The 19423-nt window shown below is 48.0% G+C and carries 16 protein-coding genes; 7 read left to right on the top strand and 9 right to left on the bottom strand.

Features of this window, described 5'->3' with window-relative positions; all coding sequences use genetic code 11:
* Positions 1-103 precede the first annotated feature (103 nt).
* Entirely contained in the window at positions 104-712 is a 609-nt protein-coding gene (locus AEA42_RS12395; protein WP_037413747.1) for a thiol:disulfide interchange protein DsbA/DsbL, read from the top strand.
* Positions 713-1165: 453 nt separating this feature from the next.
* Positions 1166-1378, top strand: a complete 213-nt coding sequence (locus tag AEA42_RS12390; RefSeq protein WP_011070699.1) for a DUF1107 domain-containing protein — start codon at positions 1166-1168, stop codon at positions 1376-1378.
* Here AEA42_RS12390 and AEA42_RS12385 read toward each other — a convergent pair.
* On the bottom strand, positions 1375-1596 hold the full coding sequence (locus tag AEA42_RS12385) for a cell division protein ZapB (RefSeq protein ID WP_037413745.1): 222 nt from the start codon (positions 1594-1596) through the stop codon (positions 1375-1377). The genes AEA42_RS12390 and AEA42_RS12385 overlap by 4 nt on opposite strands.
* Positions 1597-1775: 179 nt before the next feature.
* Here AEA42_RS12385 and AEA42_RS12380 point away from each other — a divergent pair, with 179 nt between their 5' ends.
* On the top strand, positions 1776-3296 hold the full coding sequence (locus AEA42_RS12380) for a Na+/H+ antiporter NhaC family protein (protein WP_055647888.1): 1521 nt from the start codon (positions 1776-1778) through the stop codon (positions 3294-3296).
* A gap of 56 nt (positions 3297-3352) precedes the next feature.
* Positions 3353-3709, top strand: coding sequence for a RidA family protein (locus tag AEA42_RS12375; protein WP_055647887.1), 357 nt, complete (start codon positions 3353-3355; stop codon positions 3707-3709).
* A gap of 136 nt (positions 3710-3845) precedes the next feature.
* Here the strand turns inward: AEA42_RS12375 and AEA42_RS12370 are convergent, their stop codons facing one another.
* Positions 3846-4181 (bottom strand): hypothetical protein, encoded by a 336-nt coding sequence (locus AEA42_RS12370; protein ID WP_055647886.1) that lies wholly within the window; start codon positions 4179-4181, stop codon positions 3846-3848.
* 17 nt (positions 4182-4198) lie between these two features.
* Positions 4199-4465 (bottom strand): Rho-binding antiterminator, encoded by a 267-nt coding sequence (locus tag AEA42_RS12365; protein WP_055647897.1) that lies wholly within the window; start codon positions 4463-4465, stop codon positions 4199-4201.
* Between the two features lie 71 nt (positions 4466-4536).
* Between AEA42_RS12365 and AEA42_RS12360 the strand changes: the two genes are divergently transcribed.
* A complete protein-coding gene (locus AEA42_RS12360) occupies positions 4537-5358 on the top strand; it encodes a DUF1223 domain-containing protein (protein WP_055647885.1) in 822 nt (273 codons plus the stop codon).
* A 154-nt stretch (positions 5359-5512) separates the two neighbouring features.
* Complete coding sequence (locus AEA42_RS12355) at positions 5513-6604, top strand: branched-chain amino acid aminotransferase (RefSeq protein WP_037413731.1); 1092 nt, start codon at positions 5513-5515, stop codon at positions 6602-6604.
* A gap of 40 nt (positions 6605-6644) precedes the next feature.
* Here the strand turns inward: AEA42_RS12355 and AEA42_RS12350 are convergent, their stop codons facing one another.
* The 6 genes from AEA42_RS12350 to AEA42_RS12325 all read right to left on the bottom strand — a co-directional run bounded on the left by AEA42_RS12350 (position 6645) and on the right by AEA42_RS12325 (position 18568).
* Positions 6645-11183: an EAL domain-containing protein gene (locus AEA42_RS12350; RefSeq protein WP_055647884.1), complete on the bottom strand. Its 4539-nt coding sequence runs from the start codon at positions 11181-11183 to the stop codon at positions 6645-6647.
* A gap of 326 nt (positions 11184-11509) precedes the next feature.
* A complete protein-coding gene (prpF, locus tag AEA42_RS12345) occupies positions 11510-12703 on the bottom strand; it encodes a 2-methylaconitate cis-trans isomerase PrpF (RefSeq protein WP_055647883.1) in 1194 nt (397 codons plus the stop codon).
* Positions 12704-12789: 86 nt separating this feature from the next.
* Entirely contained in the window at positions 12790-15393 is a 2604-nt protein-coding gene (gene acnD / locus AEA42_RS12340) for a Fe/S-dependent 2-methylisocitrate dehydratase AcnD (protein ID WP_055647882.1), read from the bottom strand.
* Between the two features lie 80 nt (positions 15394-15473).
* Positions 15474-16601, bottom strand: coding sequence for a 2-methylcitrate synthase (gene prpC / locus AEA42_RS12335; RefSeq protein ID WP_055647881.1), 1128 nt, complete (start codon positions 16599-16601; stop codon positions 15474-15476).
* A gap of 235 nt (positions 16602-16836) precedes the next feature.
* Positions 16837-17715: a methylisocitrate lyase gene (gene prpB, locus AEA42_RS12330; RefSeq protein ID WP_037431229.1), complete on the bottom strand. Its 879-nt coding sequence runs from the start codon at positions 17713-17715 to the stop codon at positions 16837-16839.
* Positions 17716-17779: 64 nt separating this feature from the next.
* Entirely contained in the window at positions 17780-18568 is a 789-nt protein-coding gene (locus tag AEA42_RS12325) for a GntR family transcriptional regulator (protein ID WP_055647880.1), read from the bottom strand.
* Between the two features lie 347 nt (positions 18569-18915).
* Here AEA42_RS12325 and AEA42_RS12320 point away from each other — a divergent pair, with 347 nt between their 5' ends.
* Positions 18916-19380 (top strand): DUF523 domain-containing protein, encoded by a 465-nt coding sequence (locus AEA42_RS12320; RefSeq protein ID WP_055647879.1) that lies wholly within the window; start codon positions 18916-18918, stop codon positions 19378-19380.
* The last annotated feature ends 43 nt before the right edge of the window (positions 19381-19423 follow it).

Genomic DNA, 19423 nt, shown 5'->3' with positions numbered 1-19423 from the left:
TGGCTCTCTTGCCTAACGGATTGAACTCTCAGCTTGAGTTACACTCAAAAAATGAAATATGTTAGGCTCCAGCTATTTTAGATAATTGATGTAAGGAAAATTCATGAAAAAAGCATTACTTATGGCGGCAGCGCTGTTATTGGCTCCATTAGCGGTTTCGGCAGCGGAATACAAAGAAGGCGTACATTACACTGTGATTAATGATGGTCCCGCGACAGCTAAACCTGAAATCACCGAGTTTTTCTCTTTCTATTGCCCACATTGCTACAACTTTTCGAAAACGGTTGTGCCTAAAATTTTGGCTGAAAAGCCAGCAGGTGTGGAATTTAACCAAGCCCACGTTGATTTTATCGGCAAAGAAATGGGCGTAGAGATGTCACGCGCTTTTGCGGTTGCTCATCAGCTCAATGTCGATGAAAAAATCGATGCGGCTTTATTTGCTGCCATCCATGACAAGAAACAACACTTTACTAGCCGTGACGATGTGCGTGCCTTATTTGTGGCTAATGGCGTTGATGGTAAAGCTTTTGATGCCGCAGCAGATTCATTTATGGTCAAAGCCCAAATGGCGAAAATGAAGCGCGATACTGAAAACGCGAAACTTTCTGGCGTGCCTGCGCTCGTGGTGAATGGCAAATACCGTGTTGAAACGGGTGCGATTAAGTCCTATGACGAGCTATTAGACATTGCTTATTACTTAGCGAGAAAGTGATTATCTTAGGATTGCGGTGATTTAGTCATCTGATTGCAATCTAACTCATTGATAATGAAAAAGTAATAAAAAGGAGCCGAGCGCTCCTTTTTTATTGGCCGCATCAAATTGTCCAGAATACGTTGAACCAGTTTTGCGGAGAATGCGTATTAGGATTTAGGCAAAAAAAAACCGTACTTCCGATAATGGAGAGTACGGACTTGAGCCATATGGCTCATTTTTACCCTGAGTAACACGGATGATTTTAGATAAGCGTCAAAATAATGTCAATAGTCAAAATATTGACACTTGGGTTTGTGTTTATCATTGCTTTATTTTTATAAATTAAATCAATTTGTTATTTTGTATTTATTGTAAGTTTTGAAAATAATTCTTTATCGATGAAACTCAATTGGACATCTTTCTGTCAAATGACTGTGGTCAATAACAACAAAAATGCCTGTAGGGGGTTATATGAGAGTTTTCCCTGTCTACGCACCTAAGCTTATTGTTAAGCATGCGCGTATTTTTCTCACTGGCGTGATATGGGTAAAAGACTTAGGTCGATTGGAATTTGAAAAAGGAAGATTTTTATTACCGAGAAAAAGCCTGCCAAAAGTAAAGCAGGCTATCTTAGAGCTGAACGAATTGATTGAAGCGCAGAATCATCAAACTAAAACAGCTTAGATTTCACTATTGAGCAAGCCAACAAGTCCGGTAACTTTCTCGTTCCAAGAACTCAGTTCTTGCTGCAATTGTTGGTTTTGCTCACTTAATTGTTGGTTTTGCTCACTCAAGGTTGACGTCTTTTGCTTCTCTTCCTCTAGCTCCATTTTTAGAAGCTCGATAGTTTCGAGTGTAGCCTGGATCTTGGTTTCCAGTTTGGACAGTAATTCAAGGCTCATCTGGAGAGTCCTATAGTTTCTGGATGGGACTGTGATTCTAGCAGTGCCAAGAGCATAAGGAATAGCAGTCTTTGCCGTTTGGCTAAAAAATGCCCGATAACGGAGTGCTAATTTAAGTTTTTTTGCATTTGTTATTAACTCGTTAGTATTCTTGGTTTTATTTATTATCGGAATGGCCCATGACATCAAGCCTGCTCGCCATAATTCCCCTGTTATTAACCTTAGTGTTAGCCCTATGGTTGCGACGTACCTTAGTTGCCCTAGGTGTTGGTATCCTCTCGGGCGCCTTGATTATTGCCCACTTCAATATACTGCAAAGCTTAAGTTATCTTGTGGAGATAGGCGTTAAGCAGTTTTATAGCCAAGATGCATGGCAATGGTGGCATTTAAACGTGCTAATGGCCATGTTATTACTGGGTAGCATGACACAGCTACTTGCCCGAAGTGGTGCGGTAGGGCAGTTCGGTGATTGGTTATATCAGCGTATTCGTACGGGCCGACAAGCGCGTATTGGTGTCGTATTGCTGGGTTGGTTAGTGTTTATTGATGGTATTTTTAGCTGCCTTGCCGTGGGCCATGTGTGCCAACCGTTGAGCCAGCGTTATGGTATTCGTCAGACGCAACTGGCTTATTTAGTAGACTCTAATGCGTCGCCGCTTTGTTCACTCTTGCCTTTTTCTAGCTGGGGGCCCTATGTGATGGCGCTACTGGCGGGACTCAGCTTTTTACCCGTTTCAGCCCTTGAAGCCTTTATCGAGGTGGCCTTATCCAATTTTTATGCGATTACGACTTTAGGTTTGTCGTTGATTGTGGCCTGGTTTGGGGTCGGATTTCATCCTGTGGATAGGGCTGCGTTGGGAGCTGAGCCGCTGGATGCTGATCATGTTGAAATTGTATCGCCTAGCACCCAAGGGAATCCTTGGCTGTTGTCCATTCCGATGCTGACCTTACTGTGCGCCTCTGTCGGTTTAACTCTCTGGTCTGGCGCGCAGCAGGTGCCGTCATGGGATATTTCGGCCTGGTTAGCCAAAGCTGATATTGGCGCTGCGATGCGTGATGCGTGTTTGTTATCGACGTTAGTGACTCTAGTGTTGTTGCTGCTGTCGGGCCGAAGCATTGGGAAACTGCTGGGCGATTTAGCCCATGGGGTGCGGATGATCGCCTTTGCTATCGCGATTTTACTCTGCACTTGGATGATAGGTGCTGTAATCCAAGATCTGGGCGTGGCGAGTTTATTGGCCGATTGGGCAAAATGGTATTTATCCCCCAGTTTGCTGGTGGCGGGGATGTTCCTGCTTTGCGCTATCATGGCCTTTGCCACTGGCTCAAGCTGGGGAACCTTTGCGATTATGATCCCCATCGGCGGAGAAATCGCCCATAACATGGATGCCAGCTTGCTGTTACCAGTATTAAGTGCGGTGATGGCAGGCTCGGTGTTTGGCGATCATTGTTCGCCAATTTCCGATACCAGCGTGCTGAGTGCGACCAGTTCAGGCTGTTTACCCCATCACCATGTGGTGACTCAACTGCCCTTCGCATTAATTGCTGCTGTTGCGGCATTAGTGGGATTTCAGTTAGTCAATTTATCTGTGGCAACAGTTTTTGTATGGTGTGGCGTGATATTTACGGCGCTAGGTTTGCTCATGCTAATGACGCGCTTTTATCCACCCTGGGTGGGCGCTCGTTCGCAGACAAACTAAGCCTTTCGGGGTAAAATGGTCACAGAATTAACTATCTGATTTAAGAGATTATCCCTATGAGCATTACCCGTTTAGATGTTGGTACACGTATGAGCAGCATAGTGATCCACCAAGGTACAGTGTACTTATGTGGCCAAGTGGCGAAGGATAAGTATCAAAACATCACCGAACAAACGACGACTATGCTAGAGGAAGTTGATACCCTGTTAGCGCAGGCGGGCAGTTCCCGTGAGCACTTGTTGTCAGCCACTATCTATCTAAAGGATATGAATGACTACGATGCCATGAATGCCGTTTGGGACGCTTGGGTACCACAAGGTTATGCACCAGCCCGTGCCTGTGTACAGGCGGCGATTGCCGAGCCTGAATATTTGGTTGAAGTCTCTGTGATTGCGGCTGTAGCCAAGGCGTAAACCGCGATCGACAGCTAAGTCGGTCGTAAGGCCAAGTTAATACTTGGCTTTATTCGTCATCAGGTAATTGCTGCCAGAGATTCTGGTGTCATATCCGTCGCAACAACGCGATTTTCAATTAGAACAAGATCTTCAGTTAGAAATAGCGAGCCAGATTTGCCGGAATATTTGGGCTGTGCGAGGCATAATGTGCCTGCAACCCTTGGGAGATGGCTTCAATATTCAGTGTTGGTAAAGCTTGCGCTATGATGGCCGCAGCCCAAGATGCGTGGAGCTTGAGTTGAGTATAATGTTCAGTTTCAACAAACCGTGCCAACGAATAACGGCTGCCACCCAATCCGTGTCCCCAACCTTCGCTAACGTCAAAGGGGGAATCGAGTCGCTTGCTATCAAACTCCACCAAGTAGGGGGATTGGCCGTGGTGACCACCAGTCCAATCGCCTAACTCCAACAGCAGAATCATCCTTGCCATTTATTTTTGCTCCTTTGTTATTGGCTCGCAATCATAACACGGCCAAAACTGGCATGGGGATCTGTGGGCGTGATGGCGATAATGCTATCTAGTCTCAGTATTTGCTGGCCCGCTTGATGTTCAACGACCAGCCATTCAGTCTTATCGGCATGGGTCTGAGTCGTAATTGCCCGTGCTTGGCACTGGCTGCCGTCCTGTAACTCAATCTTGAGCCAATAGCTCCGAAGGCAAGCCAGCTCAAGGTAGTCATAATGGGCACAGGGGATCATTTTATAGTCAGACATCATCTTTTTTCTCAGTTGAATGATTTAGATGCAATTCAAGGTCTCATCACACAGTGATAGGAGGATTGAATATGAAATGCATCTTACTCGTTGGTCTTTTGTGGTTGCAGTGGTGGCAACCTGTATTTGCTCAGACATTGGCCCCTTTTCAAGCGCAGAGTGCCGTGACCCGTCCTTATATTATCGAACTTTACACCTCGCAGGGATGCAGTAGTTGTCCGCCCGCCGAAGCTTGGTTATCTGGGCAGTTTAATAAGACCGATTTATGGCAGAAATATTTTCCGCTAGCCTTTCATGTGACCTATTGGGATTACCTTGGTTGGCGGGATATTTTTGGTCAAAAAGCATTTAGTGAGCGCCAATATCAACATTTAAACCAAAAGCATACACGGCAAGTGTATACGCCACAGTTTGTGATTAATGCTAAGGAGTGGCGTGGCTGGTTTTCGGGTGAATTAACCGAGATTTTTGCCGTGCCTCAACCTGAGGTGGGTGTGCTTAAAGTGCGTATCGCCAACCAGCAGCTTGAGGCGAGTTTTGTGCCACAGCAACCTTGGGGGCAGCATAAAGATCTGAGTCAAGCACGTTTACAGTTAGCACTCGTCGGCTCAGGGTTAACTAGTGAAATTAAACGCGGTGAGAATCGCCATAAGCAGTTAACCCATGACTTTGTTGTATTTAGCATGCAATCAATCCCTGTGAGTGTCCGTGCGACGGAGTTTGCTGCATCAGATTCAGCACTGTATTTTGAGCAATACCTCAATAGCATTCCGGCTACGGCGCAGAAGGCGCCGCAGTTAGCTTGGGTGGTGTGGTTAACGCTAAATGAAGAGCCCATACAAGCCGTCGGTGGTTGGCTTGAGGCGAAGCAGGGGGAAATCCAAAGTCAATAAGGGAAGTAGAATCAACCTATTCAAGATTACGGCAAGCTAATAAGACATTTTTGCAGGGTTATTTTATCGGCTAAGACTTTTAGATGAATCTCACCTATTGACTTTATTCCTGTCGCTACCTAGTCTGCTTGTTCAGTAATCAAGGTGGTATGCGATGGAAATAAAATACGATTTAAAACCTGCGTCCGAACGCCGTACTGAGCAATTCAAGCCCGAAGGAAATGTGGGCTTCGGTAGCCTCAGAACCGATCATATGTTTTTAATGGATTATCGCGATGGTGAGTGGCGCGATCCTCGTATTGTGCCCTATGGCCCGTTTGAAATGGCGCCGGGTGCGATGGCCCTGCATTATGGTCAGTCAATCTTCGAAGGCGCAAAAGCCTTTATGCATCAAGATGGCGAAATTTACACGTTCCGCATCAACAAAAACGCCGAGCGTATGAATCGCTCTGCGGATATTGTCTGCATTCCTAATATTGATGAGCAGATGCAAATCGATGCGATCAACGCCTTGATCGACGTAGACCGTCTTTGGTTCCCGATGCAAGAAGGTGCCTGTTTATACATTCGCCCCTTTATTTTTGCGACCGAAGACCGTCTGTCTGTAAGCCCAAGTTCGCGCTACACATTCTGCGTGGTGTTAAGCCCAAGTGGTGCTTACTACGCGGCGGGTGTGAATAAAGGCATTCGTCTACTGATCAGCAAGACTTACCATCGCGCCGTATCGGGTGGTACTGGCGCCTCTAAAGCAGCGGGTAACTATGCTGCCTCATTGCGTGCGGGTAAAGCTGCCGCACAGTTTGGTGCTTCGCAGGTACTGTATTTAGATGCGAACAACCAACAGATTGAAGAAGCGGGCGCGATGAACCACTTCCACATTCTGAAAGATGGCACAGTGATCATCCCAACCTTCACTGATACCATTTTAAAATCGATTACCTCACAATCTATTATGGAGCTGGGTGAATTGCTCGGCTGCGAAGTGCGTCAAGAGACGGTCATGCTGGATAAGTTTATCGCCGATATCGAATCCGGTGAGATTATCGAAGCGGGTGGTTTTGGGACGGCTGCCGTAGTGTCTGCTGTCGGTTCCTATATTTTTGAAGATGGCCGAGTGGTGACTGTGGGCAACGGTGAAGTAGGTGAGCATATTCAACGCATCTACAAGCTGTATACCGATATCCAGAAAGGCCATATTCAAGGCCCTGATGGCTGGGTGAGACGCGTTGAGCGTATCGCACCTTAATAGCTTCTAAATCAATACGATAAGGCTCCATTATGGAGCCTTATTCTTTTTCGTCTTGCCGCTTTTGTATCTGTTGTATTAAAAGTGTTTGGCAATCTTTGGCGCTCAGCGGTTTACTCAGCAGAAAGCCTTGGACTTGATCACAGCCTTGCAGCGCCAAGAAGTTAAGTTGTTCTTGAGTTTCAACTCCTTCTGCCACCACATTCAACTCTAGGCTGTGGGCGAGAGCAATAATCGCGCTGGTAATGGCCGCATCATCGGGGTCGTTGGTTATGTCGCGCACAAACTCGCGGTCAATTTTTAAGGTATCGATAGGGAAACGTTTGAGGTAACTCAAGCTTGAATAGCCAGTACCAAAATCGTCGACAGCGATGGTTAAGCCTAATGCTTTGAGTTTTGAGAGGATATTAACTGACTCCTGTGGGTTGCCCATGATCATCGATTCAGTTAGCTCCAACTCAAGAGCCTGGGCGGGAAGTCCTGATACCGCAAGGGCTACTTCAATGGTTGAGATAATATCGGCCTTTAACTGTCTAGCAGACAAGTTAACGGCCATGGTGATATCGCTAAAACCTAACTCATTCCATTCGGCCAGTTGTTGGCAAGCGTGGTTAATCACCCAATGGCCTATTTGATTGATCATGCCTGTTTCTTCCGCGAGGGGAATAAACTCGGCGGGAGAAATGGGGCCTAATTCTGAATGCTGCCAGCGCAGTAGTGCTTCAAGCCCTGTCAGAGATCCATTGCGTAGGCAAAACTTAGGTTGATACACCAAGCTTAACTCATTGCGTGAGATGGCCTGTTTTAACCCCGTTTCGAGCAGCATATGGCGAGTCGCCATCTCATTGAGTTTATTGGTATAAAACTGAAAGTTATTTCGCCCGAGAGCCTTAGCATGGTACATGGCGGTATCGGCAAATTTAATTAACGAATCCACATCTACAGCATCATTAGGATAGAGACTGATACCTATCGAAGTGGAGATAGTGAGGGATTTGTCCTCTAATAAGAAGGGCGCTTGAAAGGCTTTGAGCACTTTTTCCGAAATTAACGTCGCTGCTTTAGTTTTCGCCACACCTTCTAGAATAATGGTAAATTCATCACCACCCAAGCGGGCTACGGTATCTCCTTCGCGGACGGCATTTTGCAGCCTATGGGCCACTGCTTTGAGTAATAGATCGCCAATGTGGTGCCCCATAGAGTCGTTAATGTGCTTAAAACGGTCGAGGTCTAAAAACAGTAGGGCGACAATATTATTCGATCTATGTGCTTGAGATATCGCGTGATTAAGCCGGTCTTGGAATAAGGTTCGATTAGGCAGCCCTGTGAGCGTGTCAAAGCTAGCGAGGAAACGTAAATCCTCCTCGGCCTTTTTGCGCTCTGTAATATCAGTAAATACCGCCACAAAGTGGCTAGTTTCACCTTTTACGTCAATTACTTGATTTATCTCGAGCCACACCAAAATTGCTCTACGGGCCTTATTGCGGATCCAAATTTCTCCCGCCCAATGTTTATGGCGTAGTAGTTGCTGTTCAATGCTATTAAACAGATCCCGTTGTTTTCTACTGTAGGCTAAGTGAATTAAGTATTTATCACTAATCTGCCGCTCTGAATAACCAGTGATATTGCTAAAAGCGGGGTTTACCGAACGGATTCGATAGTCTAATCCTGCCACCACGACGGCTTCATTCATGCTATTTAGCACTTGTGAGGAGAGTACCAGCTCGTTTTCGATCAGCTTGCGCGAGGTAATATCCCGAGTTGTGCCCGTCATACGAATGGGATGGCCCTGCCCATTAGCTTCAACAACTTTACCTCGCTCAAGGATCCAAACCCATTTGTTGGACGAATGCTCAATGCGGTATTCCACTTCAAAGAAGGGAGTGCGTCCTTGTAGGTGTTCGGCTAACTCGTGCCTAAATCTTTCCCTATCTTCAGGATGAGCATTGTCGTGCAGTAGATGGTGACGGTTCCATTGAGGGACAGGTATATCTGTATGCGTCCGGTAAACCTGTTGTTCTTGGATATTCCAGTCCCACATCCCGTCGCCCGAAGCCCAAAGCGCCAGTTTAAGCCGTTCTTCAGATGCACGAATGCTAGTTTCAAACTCTTGTTGTTGGCGACGTTTTTGTTTGCGCCATTTTACTATCCATATCAGTAGAGTCAGTGTCAGTAGAATATAAAGCGCATAGGCCAATTCGGTGCGATAAAAAGGTGCATTGACGGTTAAATCGACCAAAAGCGTATAGTCACCTTGACGGTTGTATTCAAGTGAGTGGCGCACATGGAGCACGTAGTTGCCTGGATCGATATTAGTGAAGGTGATTTCATTGCCTGTCGGTAAATCGTGCCAATGGTTATCAAATCCTTCGAGGAAATAACTAAAGCGGTTTTTTCCTGTATAGCTAAAATCCAGTGAGGTGATTTCAAAGCTCACTAATTGATCGGCGTAGTTCATTACGATTTTCGGCGGATGACTCAGATCTAAAATCGTCTGTTTTTGGCCGGCAATTTTATATGCGGTGAGTGCTACCTTCGCTTCACCCCTTTTGTCAGGTAGGATTTTAGGGTTAAAGCGATTGATGCCATTAATTCCGCCAAACCAGAGATCACCATCACTGTCTTTAAGTTTTACACCACCGTTAAATTCCAGTGCCTGTAAGCCTTCCTGTTCGTTGAAATTAATAATTTTGTTATTGGTAGGGTTTAATTTTCCAATACCGGCATTGCTACTGAACCAAATATGATGCTCATCGTCCTCCAGCAGAGCGTAAATCGTATCGCTGGGTAGACCTTGTTCACGGGTATAATCACTAAAAATGGGCAATAAGGTTTGATACGATAGCCGACTAATGCCACCGTGGGTCGCAAACCAAACATCACCATTACTTGCGACTAAGATATCCCTAATGCGGTTATTGATAATGCTGTTTTTGTCATGGGGGTCATGGTAAAAAACGTCGCCATGCCCTGTTTGCATATCTAATTTTACTAGTCCATTGAGCGAACCAATCCACAGAATATTATTATTGGCCCTAAGGGTGAGTAACAGGTTTTGTGTAGGGTGAAAATTTTCAATGCCTGTTAGCGAAACAGGCGTAAATTCATCATTTAAAGTGGATTTCCGATATAGCGCATGGGATGTCGCTACCCAGAGCCTATTTTGATCATCTAACTCTAGACTGCGGATATAGTTCGCTTCTGCTGAGGTGTCTTTGCTATCTGCAACATTAAGTAGGCTAAATTCACCGTTTGGAGCCAGACGCCCTAGTCCATAATTACTGGCAAACCAGAGGACGCCTTGCTTATCTTGAATAATCGAGCGCAGAGTGAGGTTTAAGTATTGAGTCTCTAACCCTAATGCCTTGGCAAAAAAAGTGCTGTAGTTTTCATATGTTTTACTATTTCGTGCTAACCGCTTAAGGCCCGCGCCTTCTGTTCCTATCCACAGTGCCTGATCTTGGCTGCGGTAAAGGCTACGGACATTATTGCTCTGTTGAGGTAATTCGGTCGTATATTCAAACAGATGCTGAAAATATTGACGGCGAGTGTTGATCTTATTCAATCCAGAATAACTCGCGCCGAGCCATAGATTGCCAAAAGGATCTTCTAGCAGGGATAAGATATTGTTTTCACTGATACTGTTGGTGCGTTTGGGATCAAATTTATGATAAGTGGCAACGAATTGATCCGCCTCTCTTTCTAATTGTATTAAACCAGCTTCAGGTCCGACGACCCAGAATTGTCCTTGGGATGTTTGAACAAAATCTTTGATATAGGGAACATTATTTTCTGCTTGCCAGATGATAGTCCCTTGTTGAGTGGTCAGATCATAGTGCCAGAGCTGATTACCAAGCGCTAAGCTAATTGCTCGACTTGAATTGGCTTTAATCTGATAAGCAATCACGTCCTGCGGCACATTCAGCCGCGTAATCGTATTTGCACTTACTGCAAAGGTACCATTATCCCTGGTTCCTGCGAGTAAATAGGTGTTATCAACATTGGCAAGACTGGTGATATAGGGTTCAATGCTGGTTCCTAGTGAAACTTGGCTTAAGCGTTTTGTTCTTGTGGAAAAAGAAAACAAGCCACTTTGAGTGCCAATCCACAGCGTATTGCCGACAATATTGAGTTTAGTGACCCTGGGATCGGTGAGACCCTGTTCTATGCCAATGCGTTCAAAGGTGCCTGTTTTTAAATTGAGCCGATTTATACCTTGGCTAAAAGTACCTATCCAAAGATAACCTTGGGCATCTTGGATAATATCCGAGATATAACTTTCTGAAATACTTTGAGGATCATTAGGGGAGTGGATAAAAAGATTGAAGTTGTAACCGTTATAGCTATGGAGCCCATCTTGAGTGCCAATCCACAGCATGCCAGCACTGTCCATAAATAGGCTGGTGATTGTGTTTTGGTTTAACCCTTCTTCGCTGCGGATATGCTCAAATTTAAGCAGTGTATTTGCCGCATTAAGCGGTAATGCCAAGCCTGCGGGAAGCACCGCAACAAAACTGAGAATGCAGAGCACGCTAACGATTAGTCTAAGGATTGGTTGACTCAAAGCTACCCCTATCATTCCCTACTTTTTCCCCAATTTGGGGAGGTATTATTAACGTTACTTTAGGAATGTCGCGTTAAGAATGAGACTGACGCGATCTCAGTTTTAAAATTAAAATAATGGTTAATTTATTCACAGATTTATATAGCGTAAGGTGTTTTTATCAATATCAGCTGTGACCAACGCAAGTTTAGCATTTTTTACCGAATGCCAACATATTGCAGCTCGCAGGGAAGATCAATAAAAAAAGACCTTGCCGGAAGGGGGAGAAGCAAGGCCTTTGGTTGAACTCTATTGATAGGGTGATATCAATCAACTTGGAGGTGCGAATCAGTTGTTAGGGTTTATACGGTGGGCACGCGTACAAAACCCTCCATCAGAACTCGGGCGCTGCGACTCATAATGGCTTTAGTCACTGTCCATTCGCCGTTTTGTTGCATGGCCTGTGCGCCAACGCGAAGGGTGCCTGAAGGGTGGCCAAAACGTACTGCCTCTTTCTCACCCCCGCCTGCCGCGAGATTCACTAAAGTACCGGGAATCGCCGCCGCGGTGCCAATGGCTACGGCTGCTGTGCCCATCATTGCATGGTGCAGTTTGCCCATGGAAAGGGCGCGAACCAGAAGATCGATTTCCTGTGCCGCTACGGTTTTACCGCTGGATGACACATAGCTCTTCGGTTTAGCAACAAAGGCGATTTTTGGGGTATGTTGGCGTGCGGCCGCTTCATCAATATGTGTGATAAGTCCCATACGTACGGCGCCGTAAGCACGGATGGTCTCAAATGTGGCAAGAGCCGCGTTATCGCTGTTGATATCGTCCTGCAGCTCAGTGCCCGTGTAGCCTAAGTCTTCGGCATTGATAAAGATGGTCGGGATGCCCGCATTAATCATGGTCGCATTAAAGCTGCCAACGCCCGGTACTTCGAGCACATCCACTAAGTTACCCGTTGGGAACATGCTGCCACCATCGCCGTCTTCGTCAGCGGCGGGGTTCATAAATTCGATCTGCACTTCGGCGGCGGGGAAGGTCACGCCATCGAGCTCAAAATCGCCTGTCTCTTGCACCATGCCATCGGTAATCGGCACATGGGCAATAATGGTTTTTGCAATATTGGCCTGCCAAATACGCACGGTGCAGATACCGTTTTGCGGGATGCGCGCAGCATCAATCAGCCCATTGCTGATGGCAAAGGCGCCGACGGCGGCGGTCAAGTTGCCGCAGTTACCGCTCCAATCCACAAAGGGTTTGTCGATAGACACTTGGCCAAACAGATAGTCAACATCGTGGTCGGCTTGGCTGCTTTTAGACAGAATAACCGTCTTGCTGGTGCTGGAAGTTGCGCCGCCCATACCATCAATCTGTTTACCATAGGGGTCGGGACTGCCAATGACGCGCAGCAGTAGTGCATCACGGTGAGGGCCTGGCACTTGGGCTGCTTCGGGTAAATCTTGCAGACGGAAAAATACCCCTTTGCTAGTGCCACCACGCATATAGGTTGCAGCCACTTTAATCTGGGGCGGGAAAAGTTTATTACTCATGCTATTAACTCCAAGGGGAATAGCGAAAAGGTTCGTGTCGATATAGGCGGCAAGCTTGTCGGCATTGCCGCCTTTTAGCGCGAATCTTACTTCAGATTTGACTCTAAAAAGTCCTGCGCAAACCGTTGCAGTACGCCGCCAGCAGAGTAGATAGACACTTCTTCAGCGGTATCTAAACGACAGGTCACAGGCACTTCGACGCGCTCACCGTTTTTACGGGTGATGATAACGGTCAAGTCTGCACGTGGCGCGATATCACCAACAACATCAAACACCTCGGTGCCATCGATGCCATAGGTCGCGCGATTCTCGCCCGATTTGAACTCCAGCGGTAACACGCCCATACCGACTAAGTTTGTGCGGTGAATACGCTCAAAGCCTTCGGCGACAATCGCCTCAACGCCCGCTAAGCGCACGCCCTTGGCCGCCCAGTCACGGGATGATCCCTGACCATAGTCGGCACCAGCGATAATAATCAGCGGTTGTTTGCGATCCATATAGGTTTCAATGGCTTCCCACATGCGGGTCACTTGGCCTTCTGGCTCGATACGCGCCAGTGAGCCTTGCTTAACTTTGCCATCGACAATTGCCATCTCGTTTTTGAGTTTAGGGTTGGCGAAGGTCGCGCGCTGGGCGGTTAAATGGTCGCCCCTGTGGGTCGCGTAGGAGTTAAAGTCTTCCTCTGGCAGGCCCATTTTATGTAGGTATTCGCCCGCCGCGCTGTCCATCATAATCGCGTTCGATGGCGATAAATGGTCAGTGGTGATGTTGTCGCCTAATACCGCGAGTGGACGCATGCCCTTGAGGGTGCGCTCGCCCGCTAATGCACCTTCCCAGTAAGGTGGGCGGCGGATATAGGTTGATTGTGGACGCCAGTTGTACAGTGGGCTGACCTTATCGCCATAGTCGACGCTCAGGTCGAACATTGGCTCGTAGACTTTGCGGAACTGCTCTGGCTTCACGCTTGCCGCAATCACTGCATCGATTTCGGTATCCGTTGGCCAAATATCGATTAAGCGCACTGGCTTGCCGTCTTTATCGTGGCCTAACACATCCTTCTCGATATCGAAACGAATGGTACCCGCAATTGCATAGGCCACCACTAACGGTGGCGATGCGAGGAAGGCTTGCTTAGCGTAAGGATGGATACGACCGTCGAAGTTACGGTTACCGGATAATACGGCGGTGGCGTACAGATCGCGGTCGATCACTTCCTGCTGAATCACCGGGTCGAGTGCGCCGCTCATACCGTTACAGGTGGTGCAGGCAAAACCGACAATACCGAAGCCTAATGACTCTAGCTCTGGCAGCAAGTTGGCTTCTTCTAAATAGAGTTGTACCGCCTTAGAGCCGGGGGCGAGTGAGGTTTTAACCCAAGGTTTGCGACTTAAGCCTTTGGCATTGGCGTTACGTGCCAGCAGGCCAGCCGCAATCACGTTGCGTGGGTTACTGGTGTTGGTGCAGCTTGTAATAGCCGCAATAATCACTGCACCATCTGGCATTAAGCCTGGCTCGTTTTCAACCACGCCGCTGATGCCGCGCGCGGCCAACTCTGAAGTCGGAACGCGAGCATGGGGATTCGATGGGCCAGCAATGGTACGCACTACCGATGATAGATCAAAATGCAGGGTACGTGGGTACTCGGCCTGCTTGAGATCATCGCTCCACAAACCTGTGGTCTTGGCATAGGTCTCAACCAATTTAACTTGCTCATGGCTACGACCCGTGAGGGTTAGGTAGTCTAGCGTTTGTTGGTCGATATAGAACATGGCGGCGGTGGCACCAAATTCTGGCGTCATGTTAGAGATAGTCGCGCGATCGCCAAGTGTTAAAGCCTCTGCGCCTTCGCCGAAGAACTCAAGGTAAGAGGAAACCACTTTTTCCTTACGCAGGAATTCGGTCAAGGCTAAAACGATATCGGTAGCGGTGATACCCGGCTGAGGTTTGCCTGTGAGTTCAACGCCGATAATGTCGGGCAGACGCATATAGGAGGCGCGGCCCAGCATCACGCTTTCGGCCTCAAGTCCACCCACACCGATAGCGATAACGCCCAGCGCATCCACGTGTGGCGTGTGACTGTCGGTGCCCACTAAGGTATCGGGGAATGCCACGCCATCACGGGCATGCACCACGGGTGACATACGCTCCAGGTTGATTTGGTGCATGATGCCGTTACCCTGCGGGATCACATCGATGTTTTTAAAGGCTTTTTGCGTCCAGTTGATAAAGTGAAATCTGTCTTCGTTGCGTCTGTCTTCGATGGCGCGGTTTTTGGCGAAGGCATCTTTATCGAAACCACCGAATTCCACTGCCAGTGAGTGGTCAACAATCAGCTGGGTCGGGACCACAGGGTTAACCTGGGCAGGATCGCCACCTTTAGCAGCAATCGCATCACGTAAACCGGCAAGGTCTACCAGCGCGGTTTGCCCTAAAATATCGTGGCACACCACGCGGGCTGGGAACCATGGGAAATCCAGTTCCTGTTTTGATTCAATAATTTGTTTTAGCGAGTCTGTGAGTGCTTCTGGCTCGCAGCGACGCACTAAGTTTTCCGCTAACACGCGCGAGGTGTAAGGCAATTTCGCATAGGCGCCGGGGGCAATGGCTTCAATGGCTTCGCGGGTATCGAAATAGTCGAGTGCTGTGCCGGGTAAAGGCTTGCGATATTGGGTGTTCATAACAGTGCTCATAACATCATCCATTTCGGAAAATGAAGTCGGCGCGAGACGCACCTTGAGTGAAGTCTCGCGCTAAGTGTGGTCAGTTTTGCTTAACGGTTGGCAATGGGTACCACTTTGCGTGGTGATACACCCACATAGTCGGCACTTGGACGAATAATGCGGTTGTTTGAACGCTGCTCCATCACATGTGCTGCCCAACCCGTTACCCGTGAACAAACGAAGATCGGGGTAAACAGCTTGGTTGGAATGCCCATGAAGTGGTAAGCACTGGCATGGAAGAAGTCGGCGTTACAGAAGAGTTTTTTCTGTTCCCACATCAGGGCTTCACAGGCGACCGATACGCGGTAGAGGCGATCATCGCCATAATCTGCGGCCAGTTTTTCTGACCATTCTTTGATGATGGCGTTACGAGGATCTGAATCTCGGTAGATGGCGTGACCAAAGCCCATAATCTTTTCTTTGCGCTCGAGTTTACCCATGAGCACATCGCGGGCATCGGCTTCGTCTTTCATATCTTGAATGAGTTCCATCGCCGCTTCGTTGGCGCCGCCATGCAGTGGGCCACGTAGTGAACCGATAGCGCCTGTCACGCAAGAATGCATGTCCGACAGGGTCGATGCACACACACGGGCGGTAAAGGTTGAAGCGTTAAACTCATGCTCTGCATACAGAATTAACGATACGTCCATTACCTTAGCGTGCAGCGCCGATGGAGCTTTGCCGTGCAGCAGGTGTAAGAAATGGGCGCCGATTTGCTCATCGGTGGTTTCGGTGTCGATGCGTACGCCATCGTGGCTAAAGCGATACCAGTAGCAAATGATCGATGGGAAGGCCGCCAGTAAACGATCAGCGATTTGGCTTTGTTCGCTAAAGCTGTGCTCGGCTTCGAGGTTACCCAACATAGAACAACCGGTACGCATCACATCCATTGGATGGGCGTCGGCAGGAATGCGCTCTAACACTTCTTTTAATGCCTGTGGCAGGCCGCGCATGCCCTTAAGTTTGGTCTTATAGGCTTCGAGTTGTGCTGTGGTTGGCAGCTCACCGTAAAGGATCAGGTAGGCGACTTCTTCGAAGGTGGCGTTTTCGGCCAGATCTTTTACATCGTAACCGCGGTAGGTCAGGCCGCTACCCGATACACCTACAGTACTTAGTGCAGTCTCACCCGCGCTCTGGCCACGTAATCCAGCACCACTTAATTTTTTTGCGTCTGACATAATTCTTCCCTTCCGTTAACGCTATGGTTATTGCAGACAGGCTCAATATTAGCCGTCTACCTTTTTGGTTAAAGCTGCATAAATGTTGACTAAATACAGAGTTTTAGCCTTATGTAGGGTTGCAGCATATCGGTGATGCAGGAGCCGTTATTTGAGGTCACGGCTCTCGCATCTGGGTATCAGTAACAACGCGAAGCCTAAGCTTCTACTGACGTCCATGGTCTGTACTTATCTTTTACTTATCTTGGCTAAATAATTGATCTAACTTGTCTTCAAAGGCGTGGTAGCCCAAGTACTTATACAAATCCGTACGGGTCTGCATAGTGTCTAAGACATTGCGTTGATGACCATCATTCATCAGCGCTTGCATCACTTTCAGTGCGGCTTGGTTAGCGGCGCGGAAAGTGCCGAGTGGGTAAAGCACCATGTCGGCGCCCGCTTCGGCGAGTTCTTCTTTGTTGAACAATTGGGTTTGGCCAAATTCGGTCATGTTCGCCAGAATTGGTGCGTTAACTTGGGCTTTGAAGTGACGGTATTGGTCCAGCTCAGTTAAGGCTTCGGCGAAAATCATATCGGCACCCGCGGCGATATAGGCTTTTGCACGTTCGATACCCGCTTCTAAACCTTCAACGGCAACCGCATCGGTGCGCGCCATGATCACAAAGTTAGGGTCGGTGCGGGCATCGACGGCGGCCTTGATACGGTCAACCATTTCCTCGGTACTGACGACCGCTTTGTTGGGTCTGTGGCCACAACGCTTTTGCGACACTTGGTCTTCCATGTGCACGGCAGCTACACCGATTTTCTCAAACTCTTTAATGGTGCGGGCGATGTTGAAGGCGCCACCCCAACCTGTGTCGATATCGACCAGCAGTGGCAGTTGAGTTGCTGAGGTGATACGACCTGCATCGATTAGCACATCGTTCATCGAGGTCATGCCTAAATCCGGCAAACCGTAGGAGGCGTTCGCTACGCCTGCGCCCGACAGATACAGGGCTTGGAAACCGGTTTGCTCCGCCATCAAGGCGAAATACGCATTGGTGGTGCCAACGATTTGTAAGGGTTTTGAGTTAGCAAGAGCTTGGCGAAAACGTAATCCTGCGCTTTGGGTCATGGTCTTGTCCTTATCCAATTAAAAAGTACTGAATGATCAGTATTCGATGCTTATGGGCTGCGACTTAGCTGATATTGGCTAAGGTTTCTTTCGCGGCGGCGTTAGCTTGCAATTCAATCAAGCGTAATTCGGTATTTTTACGGCCTTGCTCTATATGGCGACGCATCAACAGGCTGGCGAGTTCGCCATCACGCTGGGCGATGGCCTCGACGATACGTCTATGTTCGGCAATGGCTTTTACTGGTCGATTCTTATTGGTGCACTGATAGCGATACATCCGCAGCAGGTGGTAGAGCCCGCCAATTAAGGTTTCTTGCAGATGCTTATTGCCGCTTGCTTGGATGATTTGATAGTGGAAGTCGACATCGCCTTCCTCTTGGAAATAGGTATCGCCATTAGCCAGCGCGGTTTCTTGAACGGCGAGCAGGTCTTGCAACTTCGCCAGCTGTTCTGGGGTAATGCGGCTAGCGGCGAGTTCGCAGGCCATACCTTCGAGCACGCTACGTAATTGATATAAATCGTTTAACTCGCTCACAGTCAGTTGAGCAACACGGGCACCTACATGGGGCGCGCGGACAACGAGACGTTGTCTTTCTAAGGTTTGCAGCGCTTCACGGGTCGGGCCTCGGCTGATGCCATATTTTTCGGCGAGGGCTTGCTCGTTGATCTTACTGCCTGCAGGCAGTTCACCCTTGATGATGCTGGTTTGTATTTGCACCAAAATTTGATCGGCTAAAGTGGTCGACGATTTTTCGCTGGCGAGGGATTTCACCTTATTCGTTGGGCTCGTCGAGGCATGGGCCGCTGAACTTGGGGTGTCATCTATGGGGAATATGGTCTCTTGCTTCAACATACTGCGCATCACTCGTTGATTGCTGGATTGTCGACAATGGGTAAAAAATAGTCCCGTTAAATGCCATTGTCAACAATATGTTTACTTAGACGTAAGTCTATACTTCTGGCGCATTAATCATTAGTCATTGTATTTATTTATTATTCTTTATTTAAGTTGATTTTTATAATTTTATCTTCTCTATTTTGTAATTGGTAATTGTCGACAATTTGGTGTTGAGTGATGTCAGATGGTGCGATCAAGCACAGCTTTTACCCCATTGCGACTTATTGAGTACAATGCAGAGGAAGTATTGGTCGGCACTCACAGGGTTAAGGCTCTTGGGGTTTAGGCATTAGGGGGGCAAGATGGAGAAAATCCTCATTAGTAGTTGTTTGCTTGGGCAGGCGGTGCGTTATGACGGCGGTCATAATCTGCAGCAAGACGAGTGGATGCAGCGATGGCAGCGAGAAGGCCGCATAGTAGCGTTTTGTCCTGAATGCGCGGGCGGATTACCCACACCAAGGCCTGCGGCCGAGCGTGTTGGCGATCTAGTGCTAACAGCGCAGGGTGAAGATGTCACAGCGGCTTTTAGGTTGGGAGCACAAAAGGCGCTTGCTTTGGCTCAGGAGCAAGGCATTAAAATAGCGATTTTAAAGGCGCGTAGTCCTTCCTGTGGTAATCAGCACATTTATGATGGCAGTTTCAGTAAGCATTTAATTGCAGGGCGGGGAATGACGGCCGAACTTCTGCTGGCGGCAGGTATGAGTGTGTTTAATGAAACGGAATTAGCAGAAGCGGCAATGAGGCTGGCACAGCTAGAAGTGGAATAAGCGGGCTAGGTAAGCCCAACCCGCTATCGACTCACTTACGTTA

It is taken from the genome of Shewanella sp. Sh95 (assembly GCF_001308045.1).
GTDB lineage: Bacteria > Pseudomonadota > Gammaproteobacteria > Enterobacterales > Shewanellaceae > Shewanella > Shewanella xiamenensis.
Note: the sequence above shows the minus strand (reverse complement) of the source record. Positions and strands in the feature narration are given on the sequence as shown.

Bases quoted from the DNA above. Each gene is read 5' to 3' on its own strand.
- AEA42_RS12395 (WP_037413747.1), top strand. From the start codon at position 104: ATGAAAAAAGCATTACTTATGGCGGCAGCGCTGTTATTGGCTCCATTA.
- AEA42_RS12390 (WP_011070699.1), top strand. From the start codon at position 1,166: ATGAGAGTTTTCCCTGTCTACGCACCTAAGCTTATTGTTAAGCATGCG.
- AEA42_RS12385 (WP_037413745.1), bottom strand. From the start codon at position 1,596: ATGAGCCTTGAATTACTGTCCAAACTGGAAACCAAGATCCAGGCTACA.
- AEA42_RS12380 (WP_055647888.1), top strand. From the start codon at position 1,776: ATGACATCAAGCCTGCTCGCCATAATTCCCCTGTTATTAACCTTAGTG.
- AEA42_RS12375 (WP_055647887.1), top strand. From the start codon at position 3,353: ATGAGCATTACCCGTTTAGATGTTGGTACACGTATGAGCAGCATAGTG.
- AEA42_RS12370 (WP_055647886.1), bottom strand. From the start codon at position 4,181: ATGGCAAGGATGATTCTGCTGTTGGAGTTAGGCGATTGGACTGGTGGT.
- AEA42_RS12365 (WP_055647897.1), bottom strand. From the start codon at position 4,465: ATGTCTGACTATAAAATGATCCCCTGTGCCCATTATGACTACCTTGAG.
- AEA42_RS12360 (WP_055647885.1), top strand. From the start codon at position 4,537: ATGAAATGCATCTTACTCGTTGGTCTTTTGTGGTTGCAGTGGTGGCAA.
- AEA42_RS12355 (WP_037413731.1), top strand. From the start codon at position 5,513: ATGGAAATAAAATACGATTTAAAACCTGCGTCCGAACGCCGTACTGAG.
- AEA42_RS12350 (WP_055647884.1), bottom strand. From the start codon at position 11,183: ATGATAGGGGTAGCTTTGAGTCAACCAATCCTTAGACTAATCGTTAGC.
- prpF (WP_055647883.1), bottom strand. From the start codon at position 12,703: ATGAGTAATAAACTTTTCCCGCCCCAGATTAAAGTGGCTGCAACCTAT.
- acnD (WP_055647882.1), bottom strand. From the start codon at position 15,393: ATGAGCACTGTTATGAACACCCAATATCGCAAGCCTTTACCCGGCACA.
- prpC (WP_055647881.1), bottom strand. From the start codon at position 16,601: ATGTCAGACGCAAAAAAATTAAGTGGTGCTGGATTACGTGGCCAGAGC.
- prpB (WP_037431229.1), bottom strand. From the start codon at position 17,715: ATGACCCAAAGCGCAGGATTACGTTTTCGCCAAGCTCTTGCTAACTCA.
- AEA42_RS12325 (WP_055647880.1), bottom strand. From the start codon at position 18,568: ATGTTGAAGCAAGAGACCATATTCCCCATAGATGACACCCCAAGTTCA.
- AEA42_RS12320 (WP_055647879.1), top strand. From the start codon at position 18,916: ATGGAGAAAATCCTCATTAGTAGTTGTTTGCTTGGGCAGGCGGTGCGT.